This window comes from Tepidimonas sp. (assembly GCF_036825565.1).
Lineage (GTDB): Bacteria > Pseudomonadota > Gammaproteobacteria > Burkholderiales > Burkholderiaceae_C > Tepidimonas.
In genome coordinates, this window is record NZ_DAISXZ010000032.1 from 1 (window position 1) to 24048 (window position 24048).

The 24048-nt window shown below is 71.4% G+C and carries 23 protein-coding genes and 2 pseudogenes; 17 read left to right on the forward strand and 8 right to left on the reverse strand.

All coding sequences use genetic code 11. From position 1 onward, the window contains the following. The first annotated feature begins 30 nt into the window (after positions 1 to 30). A complete protein-coding gene (locus tag V7026_RS06005) occupies positions 31 to 264 on the forward strand; it encodes a DUF2061 domain-containing protein (protein WP_334154483.1) in 234 nt (77 codons plus the stop codon). 23 nt (positions 265 to 287) lie between these two features. On the opposite strand, the gene V7026_RS06010 is transcribed toward V7026_RS06005, so the two are convergent. The 3 genes and pseudogenes from V7026_RS06010 to dmpG form a co-directional block, all read right to left on the reverse strand. Then, the gene (locus tag V7026_RS06010) at positions 288 to 479 is read right to left on the reverse strand and encodes a 2-hydroxymuconate tautomerase (RefSeq protein WP_334154462.1); all 192 of its coding nucleotides are present in this window, start codon (positions 477 to 479) and stop codon (positions 288 to 290) included. Between the two features lie 22 nt (positions 480 to 501). After that, complete coding sequence (dmpH, locus tag V7026_RS06015) at positions 502 to 1290, reverse strand: 2-oxo-3-hexenedioate decarboxylase (protein ID WP_334154463.1); 789 nt, start codon at positions 1288 to 1290, stop codon at positions 502 to 504. Positions 1291 to 1301: 11 nt separating this feature from the next. Next, positions 1302 to 2126: pseudogene (gene dmpG, locus V7026_RS06020) on the reverse strand (4-hydroxy-2-oxovalerate aldolase); the annotation flags it as partial. On the opposite strand from dmpG, the gene V7026_RS06025 reads away from it, so the two are divergent. Beyond that, entirely contained in the window at positions 2071 to 2511 is a 441-nt protein-coding gene (locus V7026_RS06025; protein ID WP_334154464.1) for an FCD domain-containing protein, read from the forward strand. The pseudogene dmpG and the gene V7026_RS06025 sit on opposite strands and share 56 nt — an antisense overlap. Here the strand turns inward: V7026_RS06025 and V7026_RS06030 are convergent. Beyond that, positions 2502 to 3698 carry a phosphoglycerate kinase gene (locus V7026_RS06030; RefSeq protein ID WP_334154465.1) on the reverse strand — a complete coding sequence of 399 codons (1197 nt, stop codon included), beginning with the start codon at positions 3696 to 3698 and terminating at the stop codon, positions 2502 to 2504. The genes V7026_RS06025 and V7026_RS06030 overlap by 10 nt on opposite strands. 238 nt (positions 3699 to 3936) lie before the next feature. Between V7026_RS06030 and V7026_RS06035 the strand changes: the two genes are divergently transcribed. From V7026_RS06035 to V7026_RS06045, 3 genes are read left to right on the forward strand one after another with little or no spacing between them, the layout of a single operon-like run. Continuing rightward, complete coding sequence (locus V7026_RS06035; RefSeq protein ID WP_334154466.1) at positions 3937 to 4977, forward strand: efflux RND transporter periplasmic adaptor subunit; 1041 nt, start codon at positions 3937 to 3939, stop codon at positions 4975 to 4977. Next, on the forward strand, positions 4974 to 6191 hold the full coding sequence (locus V7026_RS06040; protein WP_334154467.1) for an ABC transporter permease: 1218 nt from the start codon (positions 4974 to 4976) through the stop codon (positions 6189 to 6191). The genes V7026_RS06035 and V7026_RS06040 overlap by 4 nt, the downstream gene beginning before the upstream one ends. Further along, the gene (locus V7026_RS06045) at positions 6184 to 6918 is read left to right on the forward strand and encodes an ABC transporter ATP-binding protein (RefSeq protein ID WP_334154468.1); all 735 of its coding nucleotides are present in this window, start codon (positions 6184 to 6186) and stop codon (positions 6916 to 6918) included. Before V7026_RS06040 ends, V7026_RS06045 begins: the two co-directional genes overlap by 8 nt. Here V7026_RS06045 and V7026_RS06050 read toward each other — a convergent pair. Beyond that, on the reverse strand, positions 6912 to 7496 hold the full coding sequence (locus tag V7026_RS06050; RefSeq protein WP_334154469.1) for a winged helix DNA-binding protein: 585 nt from the start codon (positions 7494 to 7496) through the stop codon (positions 6912 to 6914). The genes V7026_RS06045 and V7026_RS06050 overlap by 7 nt on opposite strands. Positions 7497 to 7675: 179 nt before the next feature. Here V7026_RS06050 and V7026_RS06055 point away from each other — a divergent pair, with 179 nt between their 5' ends. The 12 genes and pseudogenes from V7026_RS06055 to V7026_RS06110 all read left to right on the forward strand — a co-directional run. Beyond that, a complete protein-coding gene (locus tag V7026_RS06055) occupies positions 7676 to 8653 on the forward strand; it encodes a TRAP transporter substrate-binding protein (protein WP_334154470.1) in 978 nt (325 codons plus the stop codon). Positions 8654 to 8675: 22 nt separating this feature from the next. Continuing rightward, on the forward strand, positions 8676 to 9188 hold the full coding sequence (locus V7026_RS06060; RefSeq protein WP_334154471.1) for a TRAP transporter small permease: 513 nt from the start codon (positions 8676 to 8678) through the stop codon (positions 9186 to 9188). 19 nt (positions 9189 to 9207) lie between these two features. Beyond that, entirely contained in the window at positions 9208 to 10506 is a 1299-nt protein-coding gene (locus tag V7026_RS06065; RefSeq protein WP_334154472.1) for a TRAP transporter large permease, read from the forward strand. Beyond that, on the forward strand, positions 10479 to 11264 hold the full coding sequence (locus V7026_RS06070; protein ID WP_334154473.1) for a 5-oxoprolinase subunit B family protein: 786 nt from the start codon (positions 10479 to 10481) through the stop codon (positions 11262 to 11264). Before V7026_RS06065 ends, V7026_RS06070 begins: the two co-directional genes overlap by 28 nt. Further along, positions 11261 to 12328: a biotin-dependent carboxyltransferase family protein gene (locus V7026_RS06075; RefSeq protein ID WP_334154474.1), complete on the forward strand. Its 1068-nt coding sequence runs from the start codon at positions 11261 to 11263 to the stop codon at positions 12326 to 12328. Before V7026_RS06070 ends, V7026_RS06075 begins: the two co-directional genes overlap by 4 nt. Continuing rightward, positions 12325 to 13107 (forward strand): LamB/YcsF family protein, encoded by a 783-nt coding sequence (locus V7026_RS06080; RefSeq protein WP_334154475.1) that lies wholly within the window; start codon positions 12325 to 12327, stop codon positions 13105 to 13107. The genes V7026_RS06075 and V7026_RS06080 overlap by 4 nt, the downstream gene beginning before the upstream one ends. A 72-nt stretch (positions 13108 to 13179) precedes the next feature. After that, positions 13180 to 13788, forward strand: coding sequence for a LemA family protein (locus V7026_RS06085; RefSeq protein ID WP_334154476.1), 609 nt, complete (start codon positions 13180 to 13182; stop codon positions 13786 to 13788). Positions 13789 to 13799: 11 nt separating this feature from the next. Beyond that, positions 13800 to 14663 (forward strand): TPM domain-containing protein, encoded by an 864-nt coding sequence (locus tag V7026_RS06090; protein ID WP_334154477.1) that lies wholly within the window; start codon positions 13800 to 13802, stop codon positions 14661 to 14663. 28 nt (positions 14664 to 14691) lie between these two features. Further along, the gene (locus V7026_RS06095; RefSeq protein WP_334154478.1) at positions 14692 to 15885 is read left to right on the forward strand and encodes a GGDEF domain-containing protein; all 1194 of its coding nucleotides are present in this window, start codon (positions 14692 to 14694) and stop codon (positions 15883 to 15885) included. Between the two features lie 115 nt (positions 15886 to 16000). Beyond that, entirely contained in the window at positions 16001 to 18358 is a 2358-nt protein-coding gene (locus V7026_RS06100; RefSeq protein WP_334154479.1) for an NADP-dependent malic enzyme, read from the forward strand. A gap of 121 nt (positions 18359 to 18479) precedes the next feature. Then, entirely contained in the window at positions 18480 to 18890 is a 411-nt protein-coding gene (locus V7026_RS06105) for a ribonuclease domain-containing protein (protein ID WP_443082321.1), read from the forward strand. Between the two features lie 36 nt (positions 18891 to 18926). Then, positions 18927 to 19328: pseudogene (locus V7026_RS06110) on the forward strand (barstar family protein); the annotation flags it as partial. Positions 19329 to 19509: 181 nt separating this feature from the next. Here V7026_RS06110 and rsmA read toward each other — a convergent pair. The 3 genes from rsmA to V7026_RS06125 all read right to left on the reverse strand — a co-directional run. Continuing rightward, positions 19510 to 20331: a 16S rRNA (adenine(1518)-N(6)/adenine(1519)-N(6))-dimethyltransferase RsmA gene (gene rsmA / locus V7026_RS06115; protein WP_334154480.1), complete on the reverse strand. Its 822-nt coding sequence runs from the start codon at positions 20329 to 20331 to the stop codon at positions 19510 to 19512. Then, positions 20328 to 21653, reverse strand: a complete 1326-nt coding sequence (locus V7026_RS06120) for a peptidylprolyl isomerase (protein WP_334154481.1) — start codon at positions 21651 to 21653, stop codon at positions 20328 to 20330. The genes rsmA and V7026_RS06120 overlap by 4 nt, the downstream gene beginning before the upstream one ends. Continuing rightward, a partial coding sequence (locus tag V7026_RS06125; protein WP_334154482.1) for an LPS-assembly protein LptD occupies positions 21646 to 24048 on the reverse strand: 2403 nt, incomplete at its 5' end. The genes V7026_RS06120 and V7026_RS06125, both read right to left, overlap by 8 nt.

Here is a 24048-nt window from a genome sequence, read left to right on the forward strand (position 1 = left end):
CAGCAGGTATCCACGGCGGCTGGGTATTATGTGATCATCCGGGATGCGACAGCTACCTATTACGTCATGCACGTGACGGTGGCCATGGTGGTGGCCTACGCCGTCACCGGCAGCTGGCTGGCTGCCCTGACGTTGAGCTTGCTGGAACCCACGGTGCAGGCGGTGGCGTACTTCTTCCACGAGCGTGCGTGGGCGCGCCCCCAACGACGGCCTGCCGCCGAAGCGCGGCCGGTCGCTCAGACCGCTTACCCCACCACCGCCTGATGGCCGACGGCGGGCCACCACGGTCAGCGTCCCAAATCCTTGGCGCCGACGCCGGCGATGCCCCAGTTTTCCTTGGGCATTTCGTGGATCCAGACGCGAATGGTCTCTTTCGGGGCGTTGGTCGCTTCGTGCAGCGCCTGGGTGGCTTTTTCGATCACCGCCTTTTTCTGCTCCGGCGTGCGGCCTTCGAGCATGTAGATTTGGGCGAACGGCATGGCGGACTCCTTGGATGTCAGGTCAGTTGAAACGCAGGCTGACTTGGCCCATTCCTTGCACGCGCAGGCAGACGTGGTCGCCCGGGGCTACGGCGACGGCTTTGGTGACACCTCCGGACAGGATCAGCGAACCCGCGGGGATGCTGTGGCCGCGCCGCCCGAGGTGGTTGGCCAGCGCCGCTACGGCGGCAGCGGGGTGTCCCAAGACCGCCGCTCCCGCTCCCAGCGCCACGGATTGCCCGTTTTTCTCCAGCACCACGCCGCAGGTCCGCAAGTCGACATCGGCCGCCGGCAGCGCACGGCCTCCGACCACGAAGCGTGCTGCGGAGGTGTTGTCGGCGATCACGCTCTTGAGGTCGAACTTGAAGTCGCGGTAGCGGCTGTCGATGACCTCGATGCCGGGCAGAACGAAGTCGGTGGCGGCCAATGCCGCGCCGACGTGGCAGCCAGGGCCGCGCAATTCATGCTTGAGCACGAAGGCGATCTCCGGCTCGACTTCGGGGTGGATCAGCTCGGCGGTGCGCACCATGGCGCCTTCGGCCACGGCGAATTCGTCGACCAGGAAGCCAAACACCGGCGCGGTGACACCCATCTGTTGTATCTTGGCGCGCGAGGTCAGACCACATTTCAGCCCGACCACCCGCGCGCCGCGCGCTAACTTGCGTTGCAAGATACGGTCTTGGACGGCATAGGCATCCTCCCAATCCATGTCGGGGTAATCATCGGTGATCTTGAGGGTATCCCGCGCCTGCAGTTGACAGGTTTCCAGGTGTTCGGCCAAGCGACCGAGGGTGGCGTCGTCGAGGGTCATCGGCGTCTCCTTCAAGCCGCCTTGGCGGGGAGCAGACCGCGTGCCTTGGCCATGCTGAGCGCGGTATCCTCGATCATGTCCTCCTGACCGCCCACCATGCCGCGCCGACCCAGCTCGACCAGGATGTCCCGTGCCGGCACGCCATATTTGGCTTCGGCGCGCTTGGCAAACAGCAGGAAGCTGCCGTAAACGCCGGCGTAGCCAAGCGTCAGCGCGTCGCGGTCGATGCGGATCGGGAAGTCCATCATCGGCACGACGAGGTCCTCAGCCACGTCCTGAATCTTCCACACATCGACCCCCGTTTCAACACCCATACGGTCCAACACCGCCACCAGCACTTCCATCGGTGTGTTGCCAGCGCCGGCCCCCAAGCCGGCGCTGGCGGCGTCGATGCGGTTGGCGCCAGCTTCGATGGCCGCGATTCTGTTGGCCACACCCATCGCCAGGTTGTGGTGGCCGTGAAAGCCAAGTTCCGTTTCGGGCTTGAGCGCCGTGCGTACGGCGCCGATACGCGCCTTGACGTCGTCGGGCAGCATGTAGCCGGCCGAGTCGGTGATGTAGATGCAGTTGGCGCCGTAGCCCTCCATCTGCTTGGCCTCTTTGACCAGACGCTCGGGGCTGGCCATGTGCGACATCATCAGAAAGCCGAACGTGTCCATGCCGAGCTGGCGCGCCAGCTTGATGTGCTGTTCACCCACATCACTTTCGGTGCAGTGGGTGGCCACGCGGATGGTGTGTACCCCGATGTCGTGCGCCATGCGCAGATGATCGACCGTGCCGATGCCCGGCAGCAGCAGCGCCGAAATCTTGGCGCGCTTCATCAGCGGCACCACGGCCTTAACGGCGGCCTACCGAGAGTTGAGTGCCTGTCCCGTCAGCCCCGAGCACCGAAAGCGCTGGGAGGCGCTCAACGCGCGTTTTCACGAAGTGCTCATCGCTGGGCGCCCTTCGCCATGGACTTTGCGCGTGTGGCGCGTGCTGGCTCGGCACGGCGAACGCTACCGCAGCCAGGCAATCGCACTACACGCCGCTCAGGGCCGGGACGTGGACGCTGAGCACCGCCAGATCTACGAGGCGGCGCTGGAGGGCAACGAGGTCCGGGCTGCTCTGGCCTTGGAGGCGCACATTCGCGCCACCCTTGATCTGCTCGCGCGGGCGGGGCGCAGCACGGTGGCCAGCCCCACCCCGTCCCCGCCCGCGCTCGCCGGCGCTCAGCCTTGAGCGCGGCGCTGCAGCACCTCGAAGGCTGGCAGCGTCTTGCCTTCCAGCACCTCCAGAAAGGCGCCGCCGCCGGTGGAGATGTAGCCCACGCGGTCGGTGATGTGGAACTTGGCGATCGCCGCCAGCGTATCGCCGCCACCGGCGATGGAGAACGCATCCGAGTGCGCGATCGCCGAGGCCAGCATCTTGGTGCCGCCGGCGAACTGGTCGTACTCGAACACGCCCAGTGGCCCGTTCCAGACGATGGTGCCGGCGTGCGCGATGATGTCGGCCAGCCGCGCCGCGCTCTTGGGGCCGATGTCCAGAATGCGATCGTGCGGGCCGACCTCGTCCACCGACACGCGGTTGGCGCGCGCCAGCGACGAGACCTCGTCGGCCACCACCACGTCCGCCGGCAGCGGCACCTCGGCACCGCGCTCCTTCATCAGATCCATCACCTGCTGGGCTTCGCGCACCATTTCGGGCTCGACCAGCGAGTCGCCGATGCGCTTGCCCGCCGCGAGCAGGAAGGTGTTGGCGATGCCGCCCCCGACGATCAGTTGATCCACCTTGGCGGCCAGCGTCTTGAGGATGGAGAGCTTGGTGCTGACCTTGGAGCCGCCGACGATCGCCACCAGTGGGCGGCGGGGGTTTTCCAGCGCGCGGCCGATGGCGTCCATCTCGGCGGCCAGCAACGGCCCAGCGCAGGCGATGGGTGCCGTTTCGGCGATACCGTAGGTGGTGGCCTCGGCCCGGTGCGCGGTGCCGAAGGCGTCGTGGACGAAGATGTCGCACAGTTCGCCCAGCTTGGCGGCCAGTTCGGGGCTGTTCTTCTTCTCGCCCTTGTTGAGGCGGCAGTTTTCCAGCAGCACCACCTCGCCCGGCGCAACCGCAAAGCCCCCGTCCACCCAGTCGGTGATCAGCGGCACCGGCCGGCCCAGCAGCTCGCCCAGGCGCTGGGCCACCGGCGCCAGCGTGTCTTCGGGGCGCGGCTCGCCCTCGATCGGCCGCCCCAGGTGCGACGTCACCATGACCGCCGCGCCGGCGTCCAGGGCCATCTGGATCGCGGGCACCGAGGCGCGGATGCGCGTGTCTTCGGTGATGCGGCCGTCGTCGTCCTGCGGCACGTTGAGATCGGCACGAATGAAGACGCGCTTGCCGCGCACCTCGCCACGCGCGCACAGATCGGAGAAGCGGAGGAATTGCATGTCGGCTCCGGAGGGGAGGGGGTGAAGACATTGCCGCGGCCCGGCCGGTTCGGTCGCCGGTTGCGATACGGCAGCGGGATTGTAAGAACCCGCATGCCCCTGTCATCCCCGCGTCCGCCGCGCGATGAGCACGCAGCGGGCACAATCGCAAGCGTCAAAGACAAACGCCCAAGGCCCGACGTCGAGGCGTGACATCGCGGGTGACACGGCGCGCGGCCGGGCGGGCGAAAGGGCAGGCATGGCAAGACGAATCCGGTGGGGGCTGTTGGGCGCGGCGGTCGCGCTGGTGTCGGGGGCGGTGCTGTGGGCGCAGCGCCCGACGCCCGTGCGCACCTTCACCCTGGCCGAGCGGCCCGTGCAAACCTCGGTGGTGGCCACGGGCCGCGTGGCCTCTGCCCGCGAGACGACGCTGGCCAGCACCCTGACCGGCCGCGTCGTCGCCACCCCGGTGGCCGAGGGTACGGCGGTGCGCGCCGCCACGCTGCTGGTGGCGCTGGAGGCCGACGAGTGGCAGGCCGCGCTGGCCCAGGCCGAGGCGCAGCGCGAGGACGCCCGCGGGCAATGGGCCGAGGCCGAGCGCCAATGGCAGCGCCAGCGCGAGCTGCACGGCCAGGGGTTTTTGAGCGCGGCGGCCCTGGATGCGGCCGACCGGGCCCGGGATGCCGCGCGCCGGCGGCTCGATCAGGCCGAGGCGGCGGTGGAGCAGGCCCGCGCTCGGCGCGCTCAGGCGACGGTGCGCGCGCCCGCCGATGGCGTGCTCCTGGCGCGACTGGTGGAGGTGGGCGATGGCGTCACCCCCGGCAAGGCGTTGCTGCGCTTTGCGGTGGCGGGCACGCCCCGCATCCTGCTGGATCTGGACGAGCGCGATCTGGGCGCGCTGGCAGTGGGCCAGCCCGCCGCGGTGCGGGCCGACGCCTGGCCCGACCAGCGCATCGCGGCGCGGGTGCAGCGCCTGGCCGCACAGGTGGATGGCGCGCGCGGCACGGTGGAGGTGGAGCTGATCCCGACCGAGGACGCCTCGCGGCTGCTGCCGGGCATGACCGTGTCGGCGGAAATCATCACCGGCGCACCGAAGCCGCGCCTGTTGCTGCCACTGACCGCGCTGCGCGGCGGCCGCGCTGCCGTCGTGGTGGACGGGCGTGTGCGGTGGCAGGCGGTCGAGACCGACCCGGCCCTCGATGGCTGGCTGCCCGTGCGCCGGGGACTGTCCGCCGGGGCCGTGGTCATCGATCCGGCCCCGGCGCTGGCCGAGGGGGCGCGCGTCGAGGTCCGGTCATGAGGTTCGTCTGGACGGTCGCGTGGCGGCTGCTGCGCGACGGGCGGTTTCAGACCGCGCTCATCCTCGGCGGCGTCACCGTAGGCGTGGCGGTGGTGGTCTACATCACCGCCATCATCAATGGCTTGCAGGCCAACATCATCGACCGCACGCTCTCGGCCCAGGCGCATGTGGTGCTGCGGCCGGCCGAGCGCGTCAACCAGCGCGCCTGGGAGTCGGCCGATGGCGTGGTCACCCTCGCCGATGTGCGCAAGCGCACGCAGCGCGAAGCCACCGTGGCCGATGCCGCCGCCGTGCTGGCCACGGTGCGCGCGGTGCCAGGGGTGGCGGCGGCCGCGGCGCTGGCGGTGGGGCCGGGGGTTGCGCAGCAGGGTGGCGTACGCAAGGCGGTTTCGCTGCTGGGGGTGGAGCTGGCGGGCTACCAGCAGGTCATCCGACTGGATGACAAGCTGCGGGCCGGCGCGCTCGCGCTGCAGGCGGGTGAGGCCCTGGTCGGCACCGAGCTGGCGGCAGACCTGGGCCTGACCCCCGGCAGCCGTCTGCGCCTGCAGTCGGCCGCGGGCGAGTCGCTCTCGGTGCGCGTGGCGGGGGTGTTGGACTATGGCATCCAGGACCTGAACCGCCGGCGCGTGCTGCTGCCGCTGCGCGACGCCCAGAGCCTGTTGGGCTATGGGCTGGAGGTCACCGAAATCGACGTGCGCGCCGAGCGGCTGTTCGACGCCGAGGCCCTGGCCGCCGACCTGCGCCGCGCGACCGGGCTGATGGCCGACAGCTGGCAGGCGGCCAACGGCCAATTGGTTACAGCGCTGCGCAGCCAGAGCGCCTCTAGCATCATGATCCGCGCCTTCGTCACGGTGGCCGTGGCGCTGGGCATCGCCAGCGTGCTGGTGGTGTCGGTGGTGCAGCGCCAGCGCGAGATCGGCATCCTGCGCGCCATGGGCACGCCGCGGCTCCGCATACTGGGGGTGTTCCTGCTGCAGGGCGGCATCGTCGGGTTGGGCGGGTCGCTGCTGGGCGCGGGGCTGGGCGGCGCTTTGGCGGTCGGCTTCACCCGCATCGCCCGCAATGCGGACGGCAGCCCGCTGTTCCCCATCGTGCTGGAGGCGGAGCTGTTCGTGTCCACCGCCGTGCTGGCCACCGCCGTGGGGGTGCTGGCCGCATGGTTGCCTGCGCTGCGCGCGTCCCGCCTGGATCCGGTGGAGGCCATCCGTGGCTGAGGTGCTGCGCCTGCATGGCGTGCGCAAACGCTACGGTGGCGGCGCCTCCCCGGTGGTGGAGGTGCTGCACGGCATCGACCTGACGCTGAGGGCCTGCGCGTTCGCTGCGCTGGTGGGGCCGTCCGGCTCCGGCAAATCGACCCTGCTCAATCTGATGGGCCTGCTGGAGGCCCCCTCGGACGGTGAGATCTGGTTGGCGGGCGAGCCGGTGCACGCCGCGTCGGACGCCGCCCGCACGGTGCTGCGCAACCGCTATCTGGGCTTCGTGTTTCAGTTCCATCACCTGCTGCCCGCCTTCAGCGCCGAGGAAAACGTGCTGATGCCCGTGCTGGCCGGGCGCGGGCGCCTGAGCGCGGACGACCGTCGCCGGGCCCGCGCGCTGCTCGAGCGCACGGGGCTGGCCGCCCATGCGCACAAGCGCCCGGTGCAGCTCTCGGGCGGGCAACAGCAGCGCGTGGCCATCGTGCGCGCGCTCATGAACCGCCCGCGCTTGGTGCTGGCCGATGAGCCGACCGGCAACCTCGACACCCACACCGCCCAGGAGGTGTTCGCGCTGCTGCGCGAGCTCAACCACGAAGAGGGCATCGCCTTCCTCATCGTCACGCACGACCCCGGGCTGGCAGCGCGCTGCGACCGGCAGATCCACCTGCAGGATGGGCGATTGATCGAGCCGGATGGGTCGGGGCCGGTCACCGCTGTGACCACTGCGCCCGTCACGGCTCAGTAGGCGGTCGCGGCGCGGGCGGCCTGGTCGTAGCGGCCGCTGAGCTGGCGCAGCGTGCGCGCCACCTCGGCCAGGCGCTGGTTTTCGTCCTCCGTCCCGGAGAAGCCTGGCATCAGGCAGGCCTCGCGCACCGCGCGGTAGCGCAGGCACAGCGCATGGCCGGCATCGGTGGTGGCGTAGAACACCTCCTTGCCGCGTTTGGTGCCGGCCACCAGCCCCATGCCCTGCAGCTTGCGCACCGAGTACGAAACGACGTGCGCGTCCTCGATGTTGAGCACGAAGGCGATGTCCGACAGGCGCTTCGGCGTGTGGCGGTGGTTGATGTGGTGCAGCACCAGCACGTCGGTGGGCGTCATGTCCTTGACGCCGGCGGCGCCCATGCAGCGGATCAGCCAGCGGTTGAAGGCGTGCGCGGCGATGATGAGGCCGAACTCGAACTCCGACAGCTCCGGCGACTTCTCGGAGACGAGGTGCGCGGACGAGACGATCGGCCGGTCCGGCGAGGGGGGCTCGACAGTGGGCAGCGCAGCGGCGGGGTCGGCGCGGGACGAAGGGCGAACGGAAGAGCTAGCGCGTGTCATGGTGCCGATCCTACCCCTGGCCGCGCGTGTTTACCCGGGCATGCAGGGTAAACCATGGCGATGTGACGTTAATAAAACGTTGACGTTTTATCGACGTGCTGTTACCGTTCGAGCACCGACCGCGCTGGGCGCGGCGGTTCCTCGGTTTCCGCTTTTCCGTCGTCACAGGAAAGAGTCCGATGCGTGCCACCCTCGCCACCTTCGCCGCCGCCGCCACGCTGACGCTGGCCCATGCCACCGCCGCCGCCCAGAGCGTCAAGTGGGACATGCCCACCGCCTACCCGGCCGGCAACTTCCACACCGCCAACATCCTGATGTTCGCCAAGGACGTCGAGCGTGCGACCGGCAGCAAGCTCTCGATCACCGTGCACGAGAACGGCTCGCTGTTCAAGGCGCCGGAGATCAAGCGCGCCGTGCAGAGCGGCCAGGCGCAGATCGGCGAGGTGCTGATCTCCAACTTCTCCAACGAGAACCCGCTGTTCGGCATCGACTCGATCCCATTCCTGGCCACCAGCTACGGCGACGCGCGCAAGCTTTGGCAGGCGTCGCGCCCGGCCATCGAGGCCGCGCTGGACAAGCAGGGGCTGAAGGTGCTGTACGCAGTGCCGTGGCCGCCGCAGGGCATCTTCAGCGCCAAGCCGGTCGAGTCGGCCGCCGACCTGCGCGGCGCCAAGTGGCGCGCCTACAACCCCAACACCAGTCGGATCGCGCAGCTGGTCGGCGCGCAGCCGGTGACGATCCAGGCCGCCGAGCTGACGCAGGCGCTGGCCACCGGCGCGGTCAACGCCTTCATGACCTCCGGCGCCACCGGCTACGACAGCAAGGTGTGGGAGCAGGTCAAGTACTACTACGACGTGGCGGCGTGGCTGCCCAAGAATGTGGTGTTCGTCTCCAAGCGGGCGTTCGACGCGCTGGACAAGCCCACCCAGCAGGCGCTGCTGAAGGCCGCCGCCGACGCCGAGGTGCGCGGCTGGCGCGAGAGCGAGGAGAAAACCGCCTGGTACCTGGAGCAGCTGCGCAAGAACGGCATGACGGTGAGCAAGGGCTTGCCGCAGCTGCAGGCCGACCTGCGCAAAATCGGCGAGACGATGATCGAGGAGTGGACGCGCCAGGCCGGGGCCGAAGGCGCGGCGGTGCTGGCCATCTACCGCAAGTGACGGCGACGTGCCCGAGCCCGCGATGAAGGCCCTCAACCGCCTGTTCGACCTCGCCGCCTGGCTGGCGGCGGGTTTTCTGATCGGCACGCTGGCGATGGTGCTGCTCGGCATCGCCGGGCGGCTCTGGCCCGCGCTGGCGCTGCCCGGCTCGGACGCCTACGCCGGCTACTGCATGGCCGCAGCGGCGTTCCTGGCGCTGGCGCCGACGCTGCGCCGCGGCGAGCACATCCGCGTGATGCTGGTGCTGCAGCGCCTGCCGGTGCCGGCGCGGCGCGCGGTGGAGCTGGCGGTGCACGCGGTGGGCCTGGCGCTGGCCGGCGGGCTGGCGTGGTTCTCGCTGCGGCTGGTGTGGCAGAGCCACGCCTTCCACGACATCTCCACTGGGTTGGACGCCACGCCGCTGTGGATTCCGCAGCTCGGTATGGCCGTAGGCACCCTGCTGCTGGTGCTGGCGCTGGCGGTGCAATTCGTTGAACACCTTCGCGGCCAGCCCGCGCCTGCTGCGCCGGGCGACGAGCCTGCGCGCATCGAATGACGGCGCGGGGGACACGAGCATGGACTGGCTCATCACCGGGGTGCTGATCGGCGCCTTGCTGCTGCTGCTGGCCGCCGGGGTTTGGATTGGCCTGGCGTTGATCGGTGTGGCCTGGATCGGCATGGCGCTGTTTACCCAGCGCTCGGTCGGCGACGCGATGGCGCTGACCATTTGGGGCTCGGCCTCGTCGTGGACGCTGACGGCGCTGCCGCTGTTCATCTGGATGGGCGAGATCCTGTTCCGCACCCGGCTGTCGGAGGATTTGTTCCGCGGGCTGGCGCCGTGGCTGCAGCGCCTGCCGGGACGGCTGCTGCACACCAACATCCTGGGCAGCACGCTGTTTGCGGCGGTGTCGGGCTCGTCGGCGGCCACCTGCGCCACGGTCGGCAAGATGACGCTGCCGGAGCTGCAGCGCCGCGGCTATCCGGATGCGCTGAGCCTGGGCACGCTGGCCGGTGCCAGCACGCTCGGGCTGCTGATCCCGCCGTCGATCATCATGATCGTTTATGGCGTGACGGCCGAGGTGTCGATCGCACGCCTGTTCGTCGGTGGCGTCGTGCCGGGGCTGCTGCTGGCGGCGCTGTTCATGGGCTACGTGATCGTGTGGTCGCTGCTGCACCCACAGGCCATCCCGCCGGAGACGGAGCGGCCAAGCCTGGCGGAAAAGCTGCGCGCCAGCCGTCACCTGTTGCCGGTGCTGCTGCTGATCGGCGGGGTGCTCGGCACCATCTACACCGGCATCGCCACCGCCACCGAGGCGGCGGCGGTCGGCGTCGTCGGCGCGCAGGGGATCGCCGCGGCGCAGCGCGCGCTGACCTGGGCGACGCTGCGCGACAGCCTGCTCGGCGCGGTGCGCATGTACTGCATGATTGCGCTGATCCTGGCCGGTGCGGCGTTCCTGACGCTGGCGATGGGGTATCTGGGCCTGCCGCGCCACGTGGCAACGTGGATCGGCTCGCTGGGGCTGCAGCCGTGGCAGCTCATCGCGGTGCTGGCGCTCTTCTTCGTCGTGCTGGGTTGCTTCCTGGACGGCATCTCGATCGTCGTGCTGACGATGGGCGTGCTGCTGCCGACCGTGCAGGCCGCCGGGTTGGACCTGATCTGGTTTGGTATCTTCGTCGTGGTGGTGGTGGAGATGGCGCAGATCACGCCCCCAGTGGGCTTCAATCTGTTCGTGTTGCAGGGCATGACCGGGCGGCAGGTGACGGAGCTTGCCCGCCACGCGGTGCCGATGTTTCTCATCATGGTGCTGGCGGTGGTGCTGTTGACCGCCTTCCCGGAACTGGTGACATGGCTGCCGCAGCGCATGGCGGGCTGAGCCCGGCGCCGCGCCTGTTGCCGCTGGGCGATGCGGCCTGGGCGGTGGAGTTCGGCGCGGCGATCGACCCGGCGACGCACGCGCGCGTGCTGGCGCTGGAGGCGGCGGTGCGCACCGCGCAGGCCAGCGGCGCGCCACCTTGGGACGCGGTGCAGGACGTGGTGCCGACCTTCCGCTCGCTGAGCGTGCATTACGACCCGCTTGCCGCAGACGGCGCCGCGCTGGGGCAAGCGCTGCTGCAGCTCGCGCAGCAGACGGACGCGGCGCCGCCGCGTGGGCGGCGCTGGACGCTGCCGGCGCGCTTCGATGCGGCGCTGGCGCCGGATCTGGCGGCGCTGGCGGCGCGCCAGGGGCTCACCCCCGCCGCGGTGGTGGAGCGGCTGCTCGGGGCGGAACTGCGCGTGTATCAGATCGGCTTCATGCCGGGTTTTCCTTACATGGCCGGGGTGCCTGCGGTGTTGCAGGTGCCGCGCTTGGCCACGCCGCGCAAGGCGGTGCCCGCCGGCTCGATCGCGCTGGCAGGCGCCATGGCCGCGGTCTATCCGTGGGAAAGCCCGGGCGGCTGGCACCTAGTGGGGCGCACGCCGGCGCCGCTGTGGGACCTGCGCCGCGACCCGCCGGCGCTGCTGGCCAGCGGCGACGTGGTACGCTGGCGCGCCATCGATGCCGCCGAGTATGAGCGGCTGCGGCAGGCCGTGCAACGCGGGGCGCTGGACGTGGCCGCTTGGTGCGACGCGCCGGCGGAGGCTGCCGCGTGAGCGCGGCGCTCGAGGTGCTCGACGGCGGCGTCGGCACCACCGTGCAGGATCTGGGCCGGCGCGGCCGGCGCCACTGGGGCGTGGCGCTGGCCGGGGCGCTGGACCCGTGGTGGGCGCGCGCCGCCCACGCGCTGCTGGACAACCCGCCCGAGGCGGCGCTGCTGGAGCTGCGCCTGCTGGGGCCGCGCCTGCGCGCGGAAGGCGCCGCGGTGCGCGTCGCGGTGGTGGGCGACGTGGCGGCGACGGTGGAGCGCGCCGCCGGCGCGCGGCAGCCGTTGCCCGGCTGGTGCAGCGTCACGCTGCAGCCCGGCGACGCGCTGCGCCTGGGGGCGGTACAGGGGCTGGCCTACCTGGCGGTGGCGGGCGGCCTCGACGTGCCGCTGGTGCTGGGCAGCCGTGCCACGCACGAGCGCACCGCGATGGGTGGGCTGCAGGGCCGCGCCCTGCGCGCCGGCGACCGGCTGCCGTGCGCCGCGGCGGACGCCGACCCCGGCGTGGAGCGCCGCGCCGACCCCTTGCCGGACGACGACGGCCCGATCCGCGTCCTCTGGGGCCCGCAGGACGACCACTTCACCCCGGCGGTGCGTGCGCTTTTCGTGCAGGCCGACTGGCGCCTCACGCCGGAGCGCGATCGCATGGGCATGCGGCTGGCCGGCCCAGCGCTGGCGCACACCAGCCCGGCGCACGCCGACATCGTCTCCGACGGCGTGGCGCCGGGGGCGATCCAGGTGCCCGCCAGCGGCCAGCCGATCCTGCTGCTGGCCGACGCGCAGACCGTGGGCGGCTACCCGAAGATTGCCACCGTCATCCAGGCCGACCTGGGCCGGCTGGCGCGCTGGCCGTCGCAGCGCCCGCTGCGCTTCGCGGCGGTGACGCTGCAGCAGGCGCACGCAGCACTGCACGCCCGCCGGCCCGCCTGGGACGCATGGGCGGCGCGGCGGCAGGTTTGGCGCCCGCCCGGTTACCTGGACGAGTCGCGGCTGTACGGCGCCAACCTGATCAGCGGCGTGCTGCGCGCCGCGCTCGACGACGCCCCGCCGGCAGGGCTGGAGGACGGCTCATGACCCCCCGAACCCCTTGCGTGGACCTCAACGCCGATTTGGGCGAGAGCTTTGGCGCCTGGACGATGGGCGACGACGCGGCGCTGCTGGCCGTCGTCGGACGCGCCAACGTCGCCTGCGGCTTTCACGCCGGCGACCCGCTGGTGATGCGCCGCACCGTGCGCCGTGCGCGCGAGCGCGGTGTGGCCATCGGCGCGCACCCGAGCTTTCCGGATCTGCAGGGCTTTGGCCGCCGGCGCATGGAAATCGACCCCGAGGAACTGCAGGCGCTGCTGATCTACCAGATCGGCGCGCTGGCCGGTGTGTGCCGCGCCGAGGGGGCGCGGCTCGCGCACGTCAAGCCGCACGGGGCGCTCAACAACATGGCCTGCGCCGACGAGGCGTTGGCGCGCACCGTGGTGCAGGCGGTGCGCGCGTACGACCCCGCGCTGCCGCTGCTGGCCCCCGCGTGCTCGGCGCTGGAGCGAGCGGCGCTCGCGCTGGGCCAGCCGGTGCTGCGCGAGGTGTTCGCCGACCGCGCCTACCAGGACGACGGCCAGCTCGTGCCGCGCCGCGAGCCGGGCGCCGTGCTGCACGACCCGGAGGAGGCGGTGGCGCACGTGCTGGCGATGCTGCAGGCCGGCGGCCTCATTACCCGTAGCGGGCGCGTGCTGCCCACCCCGATCGACAGCGTCTGCGTGCACGGCGACGGGCCGCAGGCGGTACAGACCGCGCGCCGACTGCGCGCGGCGCTGGCGCAGCGCGGCTGGCTGGCGCCCGCTGGCGGCACCGCCGTGGCATGAAGCGCGCCATGCGGGCTGCCGCCCGCCGGGGAGGGCCGACCGCCATGACCGACCTCTTCGCCGGCCGTCCCGATGCGCCGCCGCTGGCTGGCATGGGCTGCGTCCGTGCCGCTGGCCGCCGCGCTGCCCGGCTGCGGCTACAGCGAGTTTCAGCGCCTGGACGAGGAGGACAGTGCCGCTTGCGCCGAGGTGCTCAACCAATACCAGCGCCGCGCCGACCTGGTGCCCAATCTGGTGGCCACCGTGCAGGGCGAGGCCAACTTCGAGCGCGAGACGCTGACGCGCGTCATCGAGGCGCGCGCCCGCGCCACCGCGATCCAGGTCACGCCCGAGATGCTGCAGGACCCGCAGGCGCTGCAGCGCTTCCAGGCCGCGCAGGGGGAGCTGGGCGGCGCGCTGGCGCGCCTGCTGGCGGTGGCCGAGCAGTACCCGAATCTGAAGGCCAACCAGGGCTTCGCCGACCTGCGCGTGCAGCTGGAAGGCACCGAAAACCGCATCGCCGTGGCGCGCAACCGCTACATCCAGGCGGTGCAGCGCTACAACACGCTGGCGCGCAGCTTCCCGACCAACCTGACGGCCAAGGTGTTCGGCTACGCGCCCAAGCCGGGCTTTGCCCCCGCCGACGAGGCGACGCTGGCGCAGCCGCCGAAGGTGGAATTCCCGGCCACGCCGGGGCGCTGAGGGGCGCGGGCGTGCCTGCCGCCGCCGGATCTCCGCGCGCCGTGGCCGGCGTGGCCCCGAGTGAGGGTCCGCGCGGGCACGGCGGCCGCCGCCTCGCGTGGCGGGCGTGGGTCTGGCTGATGGTGTTGCTGGCGTGGGCATCGCCGGCGCTCGCGCAGGCCCTGCAGCCGGTGCCGGCGCTGACCGCCCGCGTGATGGACCTGACCGGCACCCTGACCGCCGAGCAGCGCACGGCGCTGGAGGCGCGGCTGGCGGCGTTCGAGCGCGAGCGCGGCAGCCAGGTGGTGGTGCTGCTGGTGCCGACCACCGCGCCGGAGGACATCACCGACTACACGCAGCGCGTCGGCGATGCGTGGAAGATCGGCCGGCGCGACGTCGGAGACGGCGTGCTGCTGGTGGTGGCCAAGGACGACCGCCGCGTGCGCATCGCCACCACGAAGGCGGTGGAAGGCGCGCTGCCGGACCTGCTGGCCAGCCGCATCATCGAGCGCGCCATCGTGCCGCACTTCCGCCAGGGCGACTTCTTCGGCGGGCTGCAGGCCGGCGTCGAGCAGATTCTGGCCGCGCTGGCCGGCGAGGTGCTGCCGCCACCCGAACCGGCCGCGGCCCGCCCCGGCGCGGCCGATGGCACCGACGTCGAGGGTGCGCTGGTGTTCGCGTTCTTCGCCGTGCCGGTCATCGCCACCGTCACGCGCGCGCTGCTCGGCCGCGTGCTCGGGGCGGCCGCCACGGCGGGGCTGGCCGCCGCGCTCGACACGGTGGATCGGTGGCTGCGGCATCACTCCCCCGTCGGCATCGGATCGCCTCAATCCGAACGAATTACCGGATGGCGTCGCGCGCGTCTGCAGCTGGCCGCCCGGCTTGCGCGATACTGAAGCGGTCTGCCGCAAACCGAAGTTCCTCATGCCCACCCCCGACGCATCCTCCCACACGGGCGACGTGTTCGCCTGGGACGCCACGCTACTGACCGGTCTGGACGAAGTCGATGCCCAGCACCACCACCTGGTGGATCTGTTCAATACGCTCAACCGCGCGATGTTCCACGGCCGCGCGCTGAGCCCGGACCAGCAGCAGCGCATCCTCGACGACCTGATCGTCTACGCGCGCCAGCATTTCGAGGACGAGGAGCGCCTGATGGCCGATGCCGGCGTGGATGTGCGCCACCGCGAGCTGCACGCGCGCCTGCACCACGAGTTCGTCGAGCAGGTGCGCTCGATGTGGGACGCGCGCGGCCACCTGCGTCAGCCGGGCGACACGCTGATGGGCTTTCTGACCTCGTGGCTGGGCCTACACATCATGGGGGTGGACCAAGCGATGGCGCGCCAGATCGCGCGCATCCACGCCGGGGCTGACCCGGCCGACGCTTGGGCTCAGGAGGAGAGCTTGCTGGACCGCCGTGTGGCCAATCTGCTGCGCATGGTCGGTCAGCTCTACCACGTGCTGGCGGCGCAGAACCAGGACCTGCTGGAGGCCAACGCGCGCCTGGAGCAGCGCGTGCGCGAGCGCACCGCCGAGCTGGAGGCGGCTAACCGGCGGCTGGAGGCGTTCTCGCGCATCGACGGGCTGCTGGGCATTGCCAACCGAGGCTATTTCGACGAACGTCTGCGCGAGGAGATCGCGCGCCACACGCGGCAGGCGCGGCCGCTGGCGGTCGTGATGTTCGATGTGGACCACTTCAAGCGCTACAACGACCGCTACGGCCACCAAGCCGGCGACGCCTGTTTGCAGGCGGTGGCGCGGGCGCTCAAAGGCGAGGTCTATCGCGCTCCCGACCTGCTGGCCCGCTACGGCGGCGAGGAACTGGTCGCCCTGCTGGTCGACACCCACGCCGCCGGCGCGCGCGTGGTCGCCGAGCGCGCCGTGGCCGCGGTGCGGGCGCTGGCGCTGCCCCATGCCGATTCCCCCACGGCGCCGGTGGTGACGGTCAGCGCCGGGGTGGGGAGCATGGTGCCCCACGGGCCCGACGACGGCCCGCGCCTGCTGCGCCTGGCCGACGCCGCTCTGTACGCCGCCAAGCAGGCGGGCCGCGACCGGGCGGTCGTCGCTCCGCCGGACGACTCGGATGATTCCCCCGAGCCGGGCCCCCATTCGCCCTGATCCGGTCACGGCTGCCGCCACCGCGCCGGCAAGCGCGGCATGGCTTCCTACAATGTGGCGCCAGCGCCGCGTTCGTCCCCGCCCCGGTGGCTGCGCGGCGGTCAGGAGATCCCCCATGGCTGAAATCGCTTCGGACAAACGCGAGCAGCTCAAGCGCGCCGCGCTCGACTACCACGAGCACCCCACCCCCGGCAAACTGGCGGTCGCCGCCACCAAGCCCCTGTACAACCAGCGCGACCTGGCGCTGGCCTACTCGCCCGGCGTCGCCGCCCCGTGCGAGGAGATCGTCGCCGACCCGGCCAACGCGTTTCGCTACACCGGCCGCGGCAACCTGGTGGCCGTCATCACCAACGGCACCGCGGTGCTGGGGCTGGGCGACATCGGCCCGCTGGCGGCCAAGCCGGTGATGGAAGGCAAGGCGGTGCTGTTCAAGAAGTTCGCCGGCATCGACGTCTTCGACATCGAGATCAACGAAAAAGACCCCGACCGGCTCGTGGAGATCATCGCCGCGCTGGAGCCGACCTTCGGCGGCGTCAACCTGGAGGACATCAAGGCGCCGGACTGCTTCTATGTCGAGCGCAAGCTGCGCGAGCGCATGAAGATCCCGGTCTTCCACGACGACCAGCACGGCACCGCCATCGTCGTCGGTGCGGCGCTGCTCAACGGCCTGAAGGTGGTGGGCAAGCGCATCGACCAGGTCAAGCTCGTCACCTCGGGCGCGGGGGCGGCGGCGCTGGCCTGCATCCAGTTGCTGGTCAAGCTGGGCCTGCCGCGCCAGAACATCTGGGTGACGGACCTGGCCGGCGTCGTCTACGAAGGCCGCACCGAGCTGATGGACCCCGACAAGGCGCAGTTTGCGCAAAAAACCGATGCGCGTACCCTGGCCGAGGTGATCGAGGGCGCGGACGTGTTCCTAGGCCTGTCGGCCGGCGGCGTGCTCAAGCCCGAGATGGTGGCGAAGATGGCGGCCAAGCCCCTCATCTTCGCGCTGGCCAACCCGACGCCGGAGATCCTGCCGGAGCAGGTGCGCGCGGTGCGCGACGACGCCGTCATGGCCACCGGCCGCACCGATTACCCGAACCAGGTCAACAACGTCCTGTGCTTCCCGTACATCTTCCGCGGGGCGCTGGACGCCGGGGCGTCCACCATCACCGACGAGATGGAGATCGCCGCCGTGTACGCCATTGCCGAGCTGGCCCAGGCCGAGCAAAGCGAGGTGGTGGCCGCGGCCTATGCGGGCGAGAGCCTGGCGTTCGGGCCGGAGTACCTGATTCCCAAGCCGTTCGATCCGCGGCTGATGATGAAAATTGCGCCGGCCGTGGCCGAGGCGGCGGCGCGCAGCGGTGTGGCGCAGCGCCCCATCGCGGACCTGGACGCCTACCGCGAGCGGCTGCAGAGCTTCGTATTCGCGTCGGGCACGCTGATGAAGCCGGTCTACGCCATCGCCAAGCGTGCCCCGCACAAAAAAGTGGCCTATGCCGAGGGCGAGGAGGAGCGCGTGCTGCGCGCGGCGCAGGTGGTCGTGGACGAGGGGCTGGCGCGGCCGACGCTCATCGGCCGGCCGGCCATCATCGCCCAGCGCATCGAAAAGTTCGGGCTGCGTCTGCGCGAGGGCGCCGACTACGACGTCGTCAACGTCGAGTACGACCCGCGCTACCGCACCCTCTGGCAAGAGTATCACCGCCTGATGGAGCGGCGCGGTGTCACCGAGCAGATCGCCAAGATCGAGATGCGCCGCCGGCTCACGCTGATCGGCGCGATGCTGCTGCGCCACGGCGATGTGCACGGCCTGATCTGCGGCACCTGGGGCACCAGCCCCATGCACCTCAACTACATCGACCAAGTCATCGGCAAGCGCCCGGGCGCCCATGCCTACGCGGCGATGAATGCCATCCTGCTGCCCGGCCGGCAGGTCTTTTTGGTGGACACCCACGTCAACTACGACCCCAGTGCCGAGCAGCTCGCCGAAATCACGCAGATGGCCGCGCGCAAGATCATGCGCTTTGGCGTCACGCCCAAGGCGGCGCTGTTGTCGCACTCCAACTTTGGATCGTCCGACCAGCCCAGCGCCGTCAAGATGCGGCAGGTGCTGGCGCTGCTGCGCGAGCAGGCCCCGTGGCTGGAGGTGGACGGCGAGATGCACGGCGACGTGGCACTGGACGCCACAATGCGCCAGACCATCATGCCCCGCAGCACGCTGACCGGCGAGGCCAATTTGCTGGTCTGCCCCAACATCGACGCGGCCAACATCGCCTACAACCTGCTCAAGACCGCCGCCGGCGGTGGCATCGCGATCGGACCGATGTTGCTGGGCGTGGCCAAACCGGTGCACATCCTGACCGCCAGCGCGACCGTGCGGCGCATCGTCAACATGACGGCGCTGACGGTGGCCGAGGCCAACGTCGGTCCTCGCGCGGTGGGCACGCCGAGCACGCCCCACCACGCGCCCACCGACGCGGCCGCCGACGCCTGAACGCCACCGGCAACGGGTTTCAGACCACAAGGCCGCCGGGTTGTCAAGATCTTGCAATCCGGGGGCGCTTCAGGCACACTTGCGCGCTTGATTTCCAGGGTTAACCCCAAGTGAGGATCGGGTGCGTCAAAGTAGGTGGGGGTGGCGTGCGGCGCTGTCGGCCGGACTGCTGGGCCTGGCCCTGCTGGGGGCGACTGGCACCGCCGCGCGGACCGAAGCGCCTCTGCAGGATGCCCCGGGCATCGCGCAGGTGTCGCTGGCCGACCTGCCGCGCGAAGCGCACACCGTCATGCGCCTGATCCGCCAAGGGGGCCCGTTCCCGTACGACAAGGACGGCACGGTGTTCTTCAACCGCGAGCGATTGCTGCCCGCCCACAAACGCGGGTACTACCGTGAGTACACGGTACCCACGCCCGGGCTGCGCCACCGGGGCGCACGCCGCATCGTCTGCGGCGGCTGGCAGCCGACCGTCCCCGACGCCTGCTACTACACGGCCGACCACTACGCCAGTTTTCGCCGCATCGCCCCGTGAGGCGGCAGGTCCCAGATCGATTCTTCGCTTTCTCCGATGACCATGGAACATCCGCTGCGCAACGTACGAACCAATATCGTCCAGTCGATCCGCGCCTTCACGGTCAAGGACCTGCAGGCCGCGGCCGAGGCGCTGGGTCACCATTTCCTCTACGCCAATCTAGCCACCGCGCTCAACAAGCAGGACATCCTAGACCTGATCTCGGCGCAGTATCAACTGCCGCCGCACAACGGCAAGAACCTGGATGCGCTCTACGACTGCCTGACCGACGTGGTGCACAAGTCGGGGCCACAGACGGGCTTCATCGTCGTGCTGGAGCACATCCCCACCAGCCCCAAGTTCGACAAAGAGGCACGCGAGCAACTGCTCGACGTTTTTCGCGACGTGGCGGACTTCTGGGCCGAGCGCAAGGTGCCGTTCCGTTGCTTCTACTCGTTCTCGGTGGCGCGTGCGCCCAAGCCGGCCGATCTGGAGTCGAGCGACGAGCCGCTGTTGACCGACAAGCTGGTGGATGTCAGCCCGCAAGCGCTGCGCATGAGCAGCCCGTTCAACGCCGGCTACTGGCTCAGCGCGGCCTGATGGTCGACCCCCGCCCTGGTGCCCAGCGGCCGGGGCGGAATCAGCGGGGCGCCCCCAGCGCCTGGGCCAGGGCCACGTACTCGGCCACGGGCACCTCTTCGGCGCGGCGCTGCACGTCGAAGGCGCCGCCGAAGCCCCGCTCCTCAAGCCAGCGACCCAGGGTGTGGCGCAGCAGCTTTCGCCGCTGCGAAAACGCCACCTGCACCAGCTCCTTCAGCAGCGCGGGGTCGAGCGCCGCAGGCTGCGGCCAGGGTTCCATGCGTACCACGGCGCTGTCCACGCGCGGGGGTGGGTCGAACGCCTCGGGCGGCACGAACAGCAACTCCTCCATCGCGTAGCGCCACTGCAGCATCACGCTCAGCCGGCCATAGGCCGCGCTGGCCGGAGCGGCCACCATGCGGTCCACCACCTCTTTTTGCAGCATGAAGTGCTGGTCCTGCACCCGGTCGGCCCAGCGCAGCAGGTAAAACAGGATGGGGGTGGAGATGTTGTAGGGCAGGTTGCCGACCACGCGCAGGCGGCGCGCCGCTGCGCCCGGGCCGGCGGCACAGCGCGCGGCCAGTGCGCCGAAGTCCACGGTCAGCACGTCGGCCTCCACCACCTCCAGATGGGGATGGCGGCGCAGGCGGGCTGCCAGGTCGCGGTCCAGCTCGATCACGGTCAGCCGCCCCAGCCGCTCGACCAGGGGCTGGGTCAGGGCGGTCAGCCCGGGGCCGATCTCCACCATGCAGTCACCCGCCTCGGGGTCGATGGCGCGCACGATGGCGTCGATGATGGCCGGATCGCTCAAAAAGTGCTGGCCGAAGCGCTTGCGCGCGCGGTGCCCGTGCGCACCGCTGGGGTCGGGGCGCGGAGGGTTCACTGCGGCGGCTCGCGGTATTCGACGTAGGCCCGTCCGCGCAGTTCGCGCACCTGTTCCTCGAAGGCCTCTTCGGCCTTTTGCTGGCGCAGCAGCGCGCGCACCGCTTCGCGCATCTCGCGCGGGCTGCGCTCCACCTCGCGCCGCTCCAGCACCTCGATCAGGTGCACGCCAAAGCGCGTGGGCACCGGCGCGGACACCTGGCCGGGGGCGAGCGCGTCCATCGCCTGCTCGAACTCCGGCACGAACAGGCCCGGCGCGGCCCAGCCCAAGGCACCGCCCTCGCGGGCCGAGCCGTCCTCGCTGACCTCGCGCGCGGCGGCCTCGAAGGTGATCTGCCCGCTGACGATGCGCTCGCGCAGGGCTTGCAGCCGCGCCGCGGCGGCGCGCTGCGCGGCCTCGTCCGTGGCGCGCAGCAGGATGTGGCGCACCCGGGTCTGGGTCACGGTCGGCTCGGGCAGGTTGGCGTCGCGCTTGGTCACGACGCGCAGGACGTGAAAACCGGCGCCGCTGCGCAGCGGACCGACGATGTCGCCGGCGCGCGCGCCGCGCACCGCCTCCCAGAACAGCGTGGGATAGCGGTCCGCGCGCCGCAGCCCCAGGCGCCCGCCGTTCGCGGCTTCGGGTGCCTGGGACAGGCGCCGCGCCAGGGTGGCGAAGTCCTCGCCGCTGCGGGCCCGCCGCGCGACGTCCTCGGCCGTCTGGCGGGCGCGCGCCACCTGCTCGGCGTCGGCCTGCTCGGGCACGGGGATCAGCACCTGGGCCAGCTCCAGCACGGTGCGCGCCGGGTCGGTGCTGCCCTGGTGCTGGCGCAGGTAGGCGTCGATGTCGCCTTCGGTCACGCGCACGCGGGCTTCCTCGCGTTCGCGCAGGCGCTGCAGGGTCAGCTCGTTGCGCAGATTGGCGCGAAAGGCCGCGAGCGTCAGCCCCGCTTGCGGCAGGCGCTCGCGCAACTGCGCCACGCTCAGCCCGTTGCGGCGCGCGACTTCGGCCTCGGCCGCGTCCACCGCGGTGTCTTCGACCCGGATGCCGGCGTCGGCGGCGGACTGCAGCAACACCTTTTCGTCGATGAGCTGCTCCAGCACCTGGCGCGGCAGGGCTGCGCGCTGGGCGGCGGGCGCATTGGCGGGCACGTCGATGCGCGCCAGCCGCGCCCGCACTTCGGACGCGGCGATCGGCTCCCCGTTGACCAGCGCGACGATGTAGTCGGCCGTGGCCAGCGCGGCGGGGGCCGCCGGCTGGGCGCTCGCCGCCAGCGGAGCGATCCACAGGACGGCGCACAGCAGGTGGGCCGCGGCGCGGGTGATCGGCGTCGGTTCATTCATAGCGTTCGAAGCGGCTCGGCGGGTTGACGTCCTCGCGCAGGTACTGGTAGCGCGGCACCTGCGTGCGCAAGGTCTGCAGCGGGTTGCTGCCCAGGCGGGAGAAGCCCGAGAACTCCAACTGGAACAGGATGCGCTGGTTGGCGCTGGTGCGGCTTTGCTGCAGCCGCTCCAGCACCACGCGGCCGATCCAGCATCCCGCATCGTATTCGAAGCCCGCCACCAGATCGATGACGCGGCGGTCGGTGAAGCTGTAGTTGACGCGGCCGACCCCGTACCACTGCTGCGGCCCGAGCGCCCGGCCCGGCACGGCGGCCGGCGTCCCGTCGCCGCCCAGCGCGGCCAGGGGCCATTGCCAGCCCAGGTCGAGCTGGCGGCTGCGCGCGGTGCTGGTCTCGTTGTTGCGGTAGGCGGCGCTGAGCACCCGGTAGGGGCCAGGCAGATAGCGCGCAGACAGCAGGGTGCGCACCGAGGTCCGGCGCGCGACGTTGTACTGCCAGGTGCCCCCGAAGGACCACTGCGGGGTCCAGTTGACCGTGGCGCCGATCAGGATGTCGCTGCGCCCTTCGGCGGCCGCGCCTTCGTTGGGCAGGGTCACCCGCTGGTCTTGCAGGCGCAGGCGTTGCGCCACCCCCAGCGTGGCCAGTTCGGCGCCGCTGTCCGGGGCGTACAGCCGCGTCGTCAGCCCGTAGGTCAGCGTGCGCAGGTCGGCGATGCGGTCGTTGCCGCCGTAGGGGTTGGGCGAGAAGATGGTGGCGAGGTTGAAGTCGTAAGCGGCGCTGTCGTACACCGGCAGCAGGCGCTGGTCGCGGTAGGGGGTGGCGGCCAGCAGCACGCGCGGCTCCAGCGTCTGCACCACGGCCCGGTCCAGCAGCGTGGCCTGGCGCTCGAAGACCAGCCCGGCATCCAGCGCGGCCGTCGGCAGCGCGATGCCGACACTGCGGCGCCCGTCGCCCAGCGCCTGCTCGAACCGGTATTGCCGCGCGTGCCACTGCAGGCTGGGCTCGACATACCAGCCGGGGGTTTCCCAGCGCCGGCTCAGCCGCACGATGCCCAGCGCGCGCGTGCCGTCCAGGTCGGTGCGCTGGTCGCCGGCCGAAACCCCGTCCCACACGGTCGGCACCCGGTCGGTGGCAAAGCGCGTCACGTCCAGATCGGCGCTCAGCCGCCAGCCGTCGATGCCCCCCAGCGCAAAGCGGCCCGGGCGGTAGCGCAGCGCCACGGACGGCAGCCGGTCGTAGGGGGCGACGATCTGCTCGGAGTTGAGCGGCACCAGCGTGCGCGAGGCCCCGAGCGTCTGCCAGCGCTGGGCGGTCAGGCTGTAGCTCCAGGGGCCGGCCCCGCCGCTGAGCACGGCTTCGTTGGCCAGCAGCCGCTGGGCCAGGTTGGTGATGGTGCTGGTGCGCGGAAAGTCGCGCCAGTAATCGTCGTCGCTGACGCGGTTGAGGTTGAGCCGCAGGCCGGCACCGGGCAGCGCGGCCAGCCCGGGCAGCGCCTGCTGGTGCTGCACCGCATACGCCCAGCGGTCGCGGTCGCGCAGGCGGTCGCTGGCCATCCAGGCCGCGCGCACCTGGCCGGCGTAGGCGGACTCCAGGTACCGGTACTCCCCGCCCAGATCCAGCCCGCGCTTGGTCATGAGCGTGGGGTAGAGCGTGGCATCGCGGTTGGGCGCCAGATTCAGGTAGTAGGGGACGGTGGTCTCGAAGCCGCTGCGGTTGTCCAGGTTGAGCGTCGGGGGCAGCACGCCGCTCTTGCGCGCATCGGACAGCGGGAAGCTGATCCACGGCGCCGCCAGCAGCGGCACGCCCTGGAACTCCAGCCGCCCGCCGGTGGCCACGCCGGTGTCCGTCGCCAGATCGAACTGCACCTGGTCGGCCGTCACGGCCCAGGCCGGCGCCCAGCGCCCGCCGGGGGGGCGCTCGCAGGTGCTGTAGCGCACATCGTGGGCGATGGCCCGGTTCTCGTCCAGAAACTCCACCCGGCTGGCTTCGCCCTGCCCCCCGGTGCGCAGGAACTGGAAGCGCACCGCGTCGAAGCGGCCTTCGAACGTGTCGAGCTTGAGTTGCAGTCGCTCGCCCTCGTACACATTGCCTTGGCGGTTGATGCGCACTCGCCCGCTGGCAATCGCCGTGTCGTCCGCGGCGGTGTGTTCCAGCCGGTCCGCGCGCAGCGTCAGGTCGTGCCGTCGCAGCACGGCACCGCCTTCGACCGCGGTGTAGACGTCAGTCTGGCCCTGGATGCGCTCGCCCTCCACCACCGTCGGGGTCTGCCCGCGCAGGCTGGGGGGCAACTGCTCCAGCAGGGTCAGCGACGGCTGCAACACCAGCGGCTGGGCGCCGGCGGCGGTCGCGAGCCCGAACAGCCCCGCCACCCAGCCGCTGCGGCGCAGGCGGAGCCG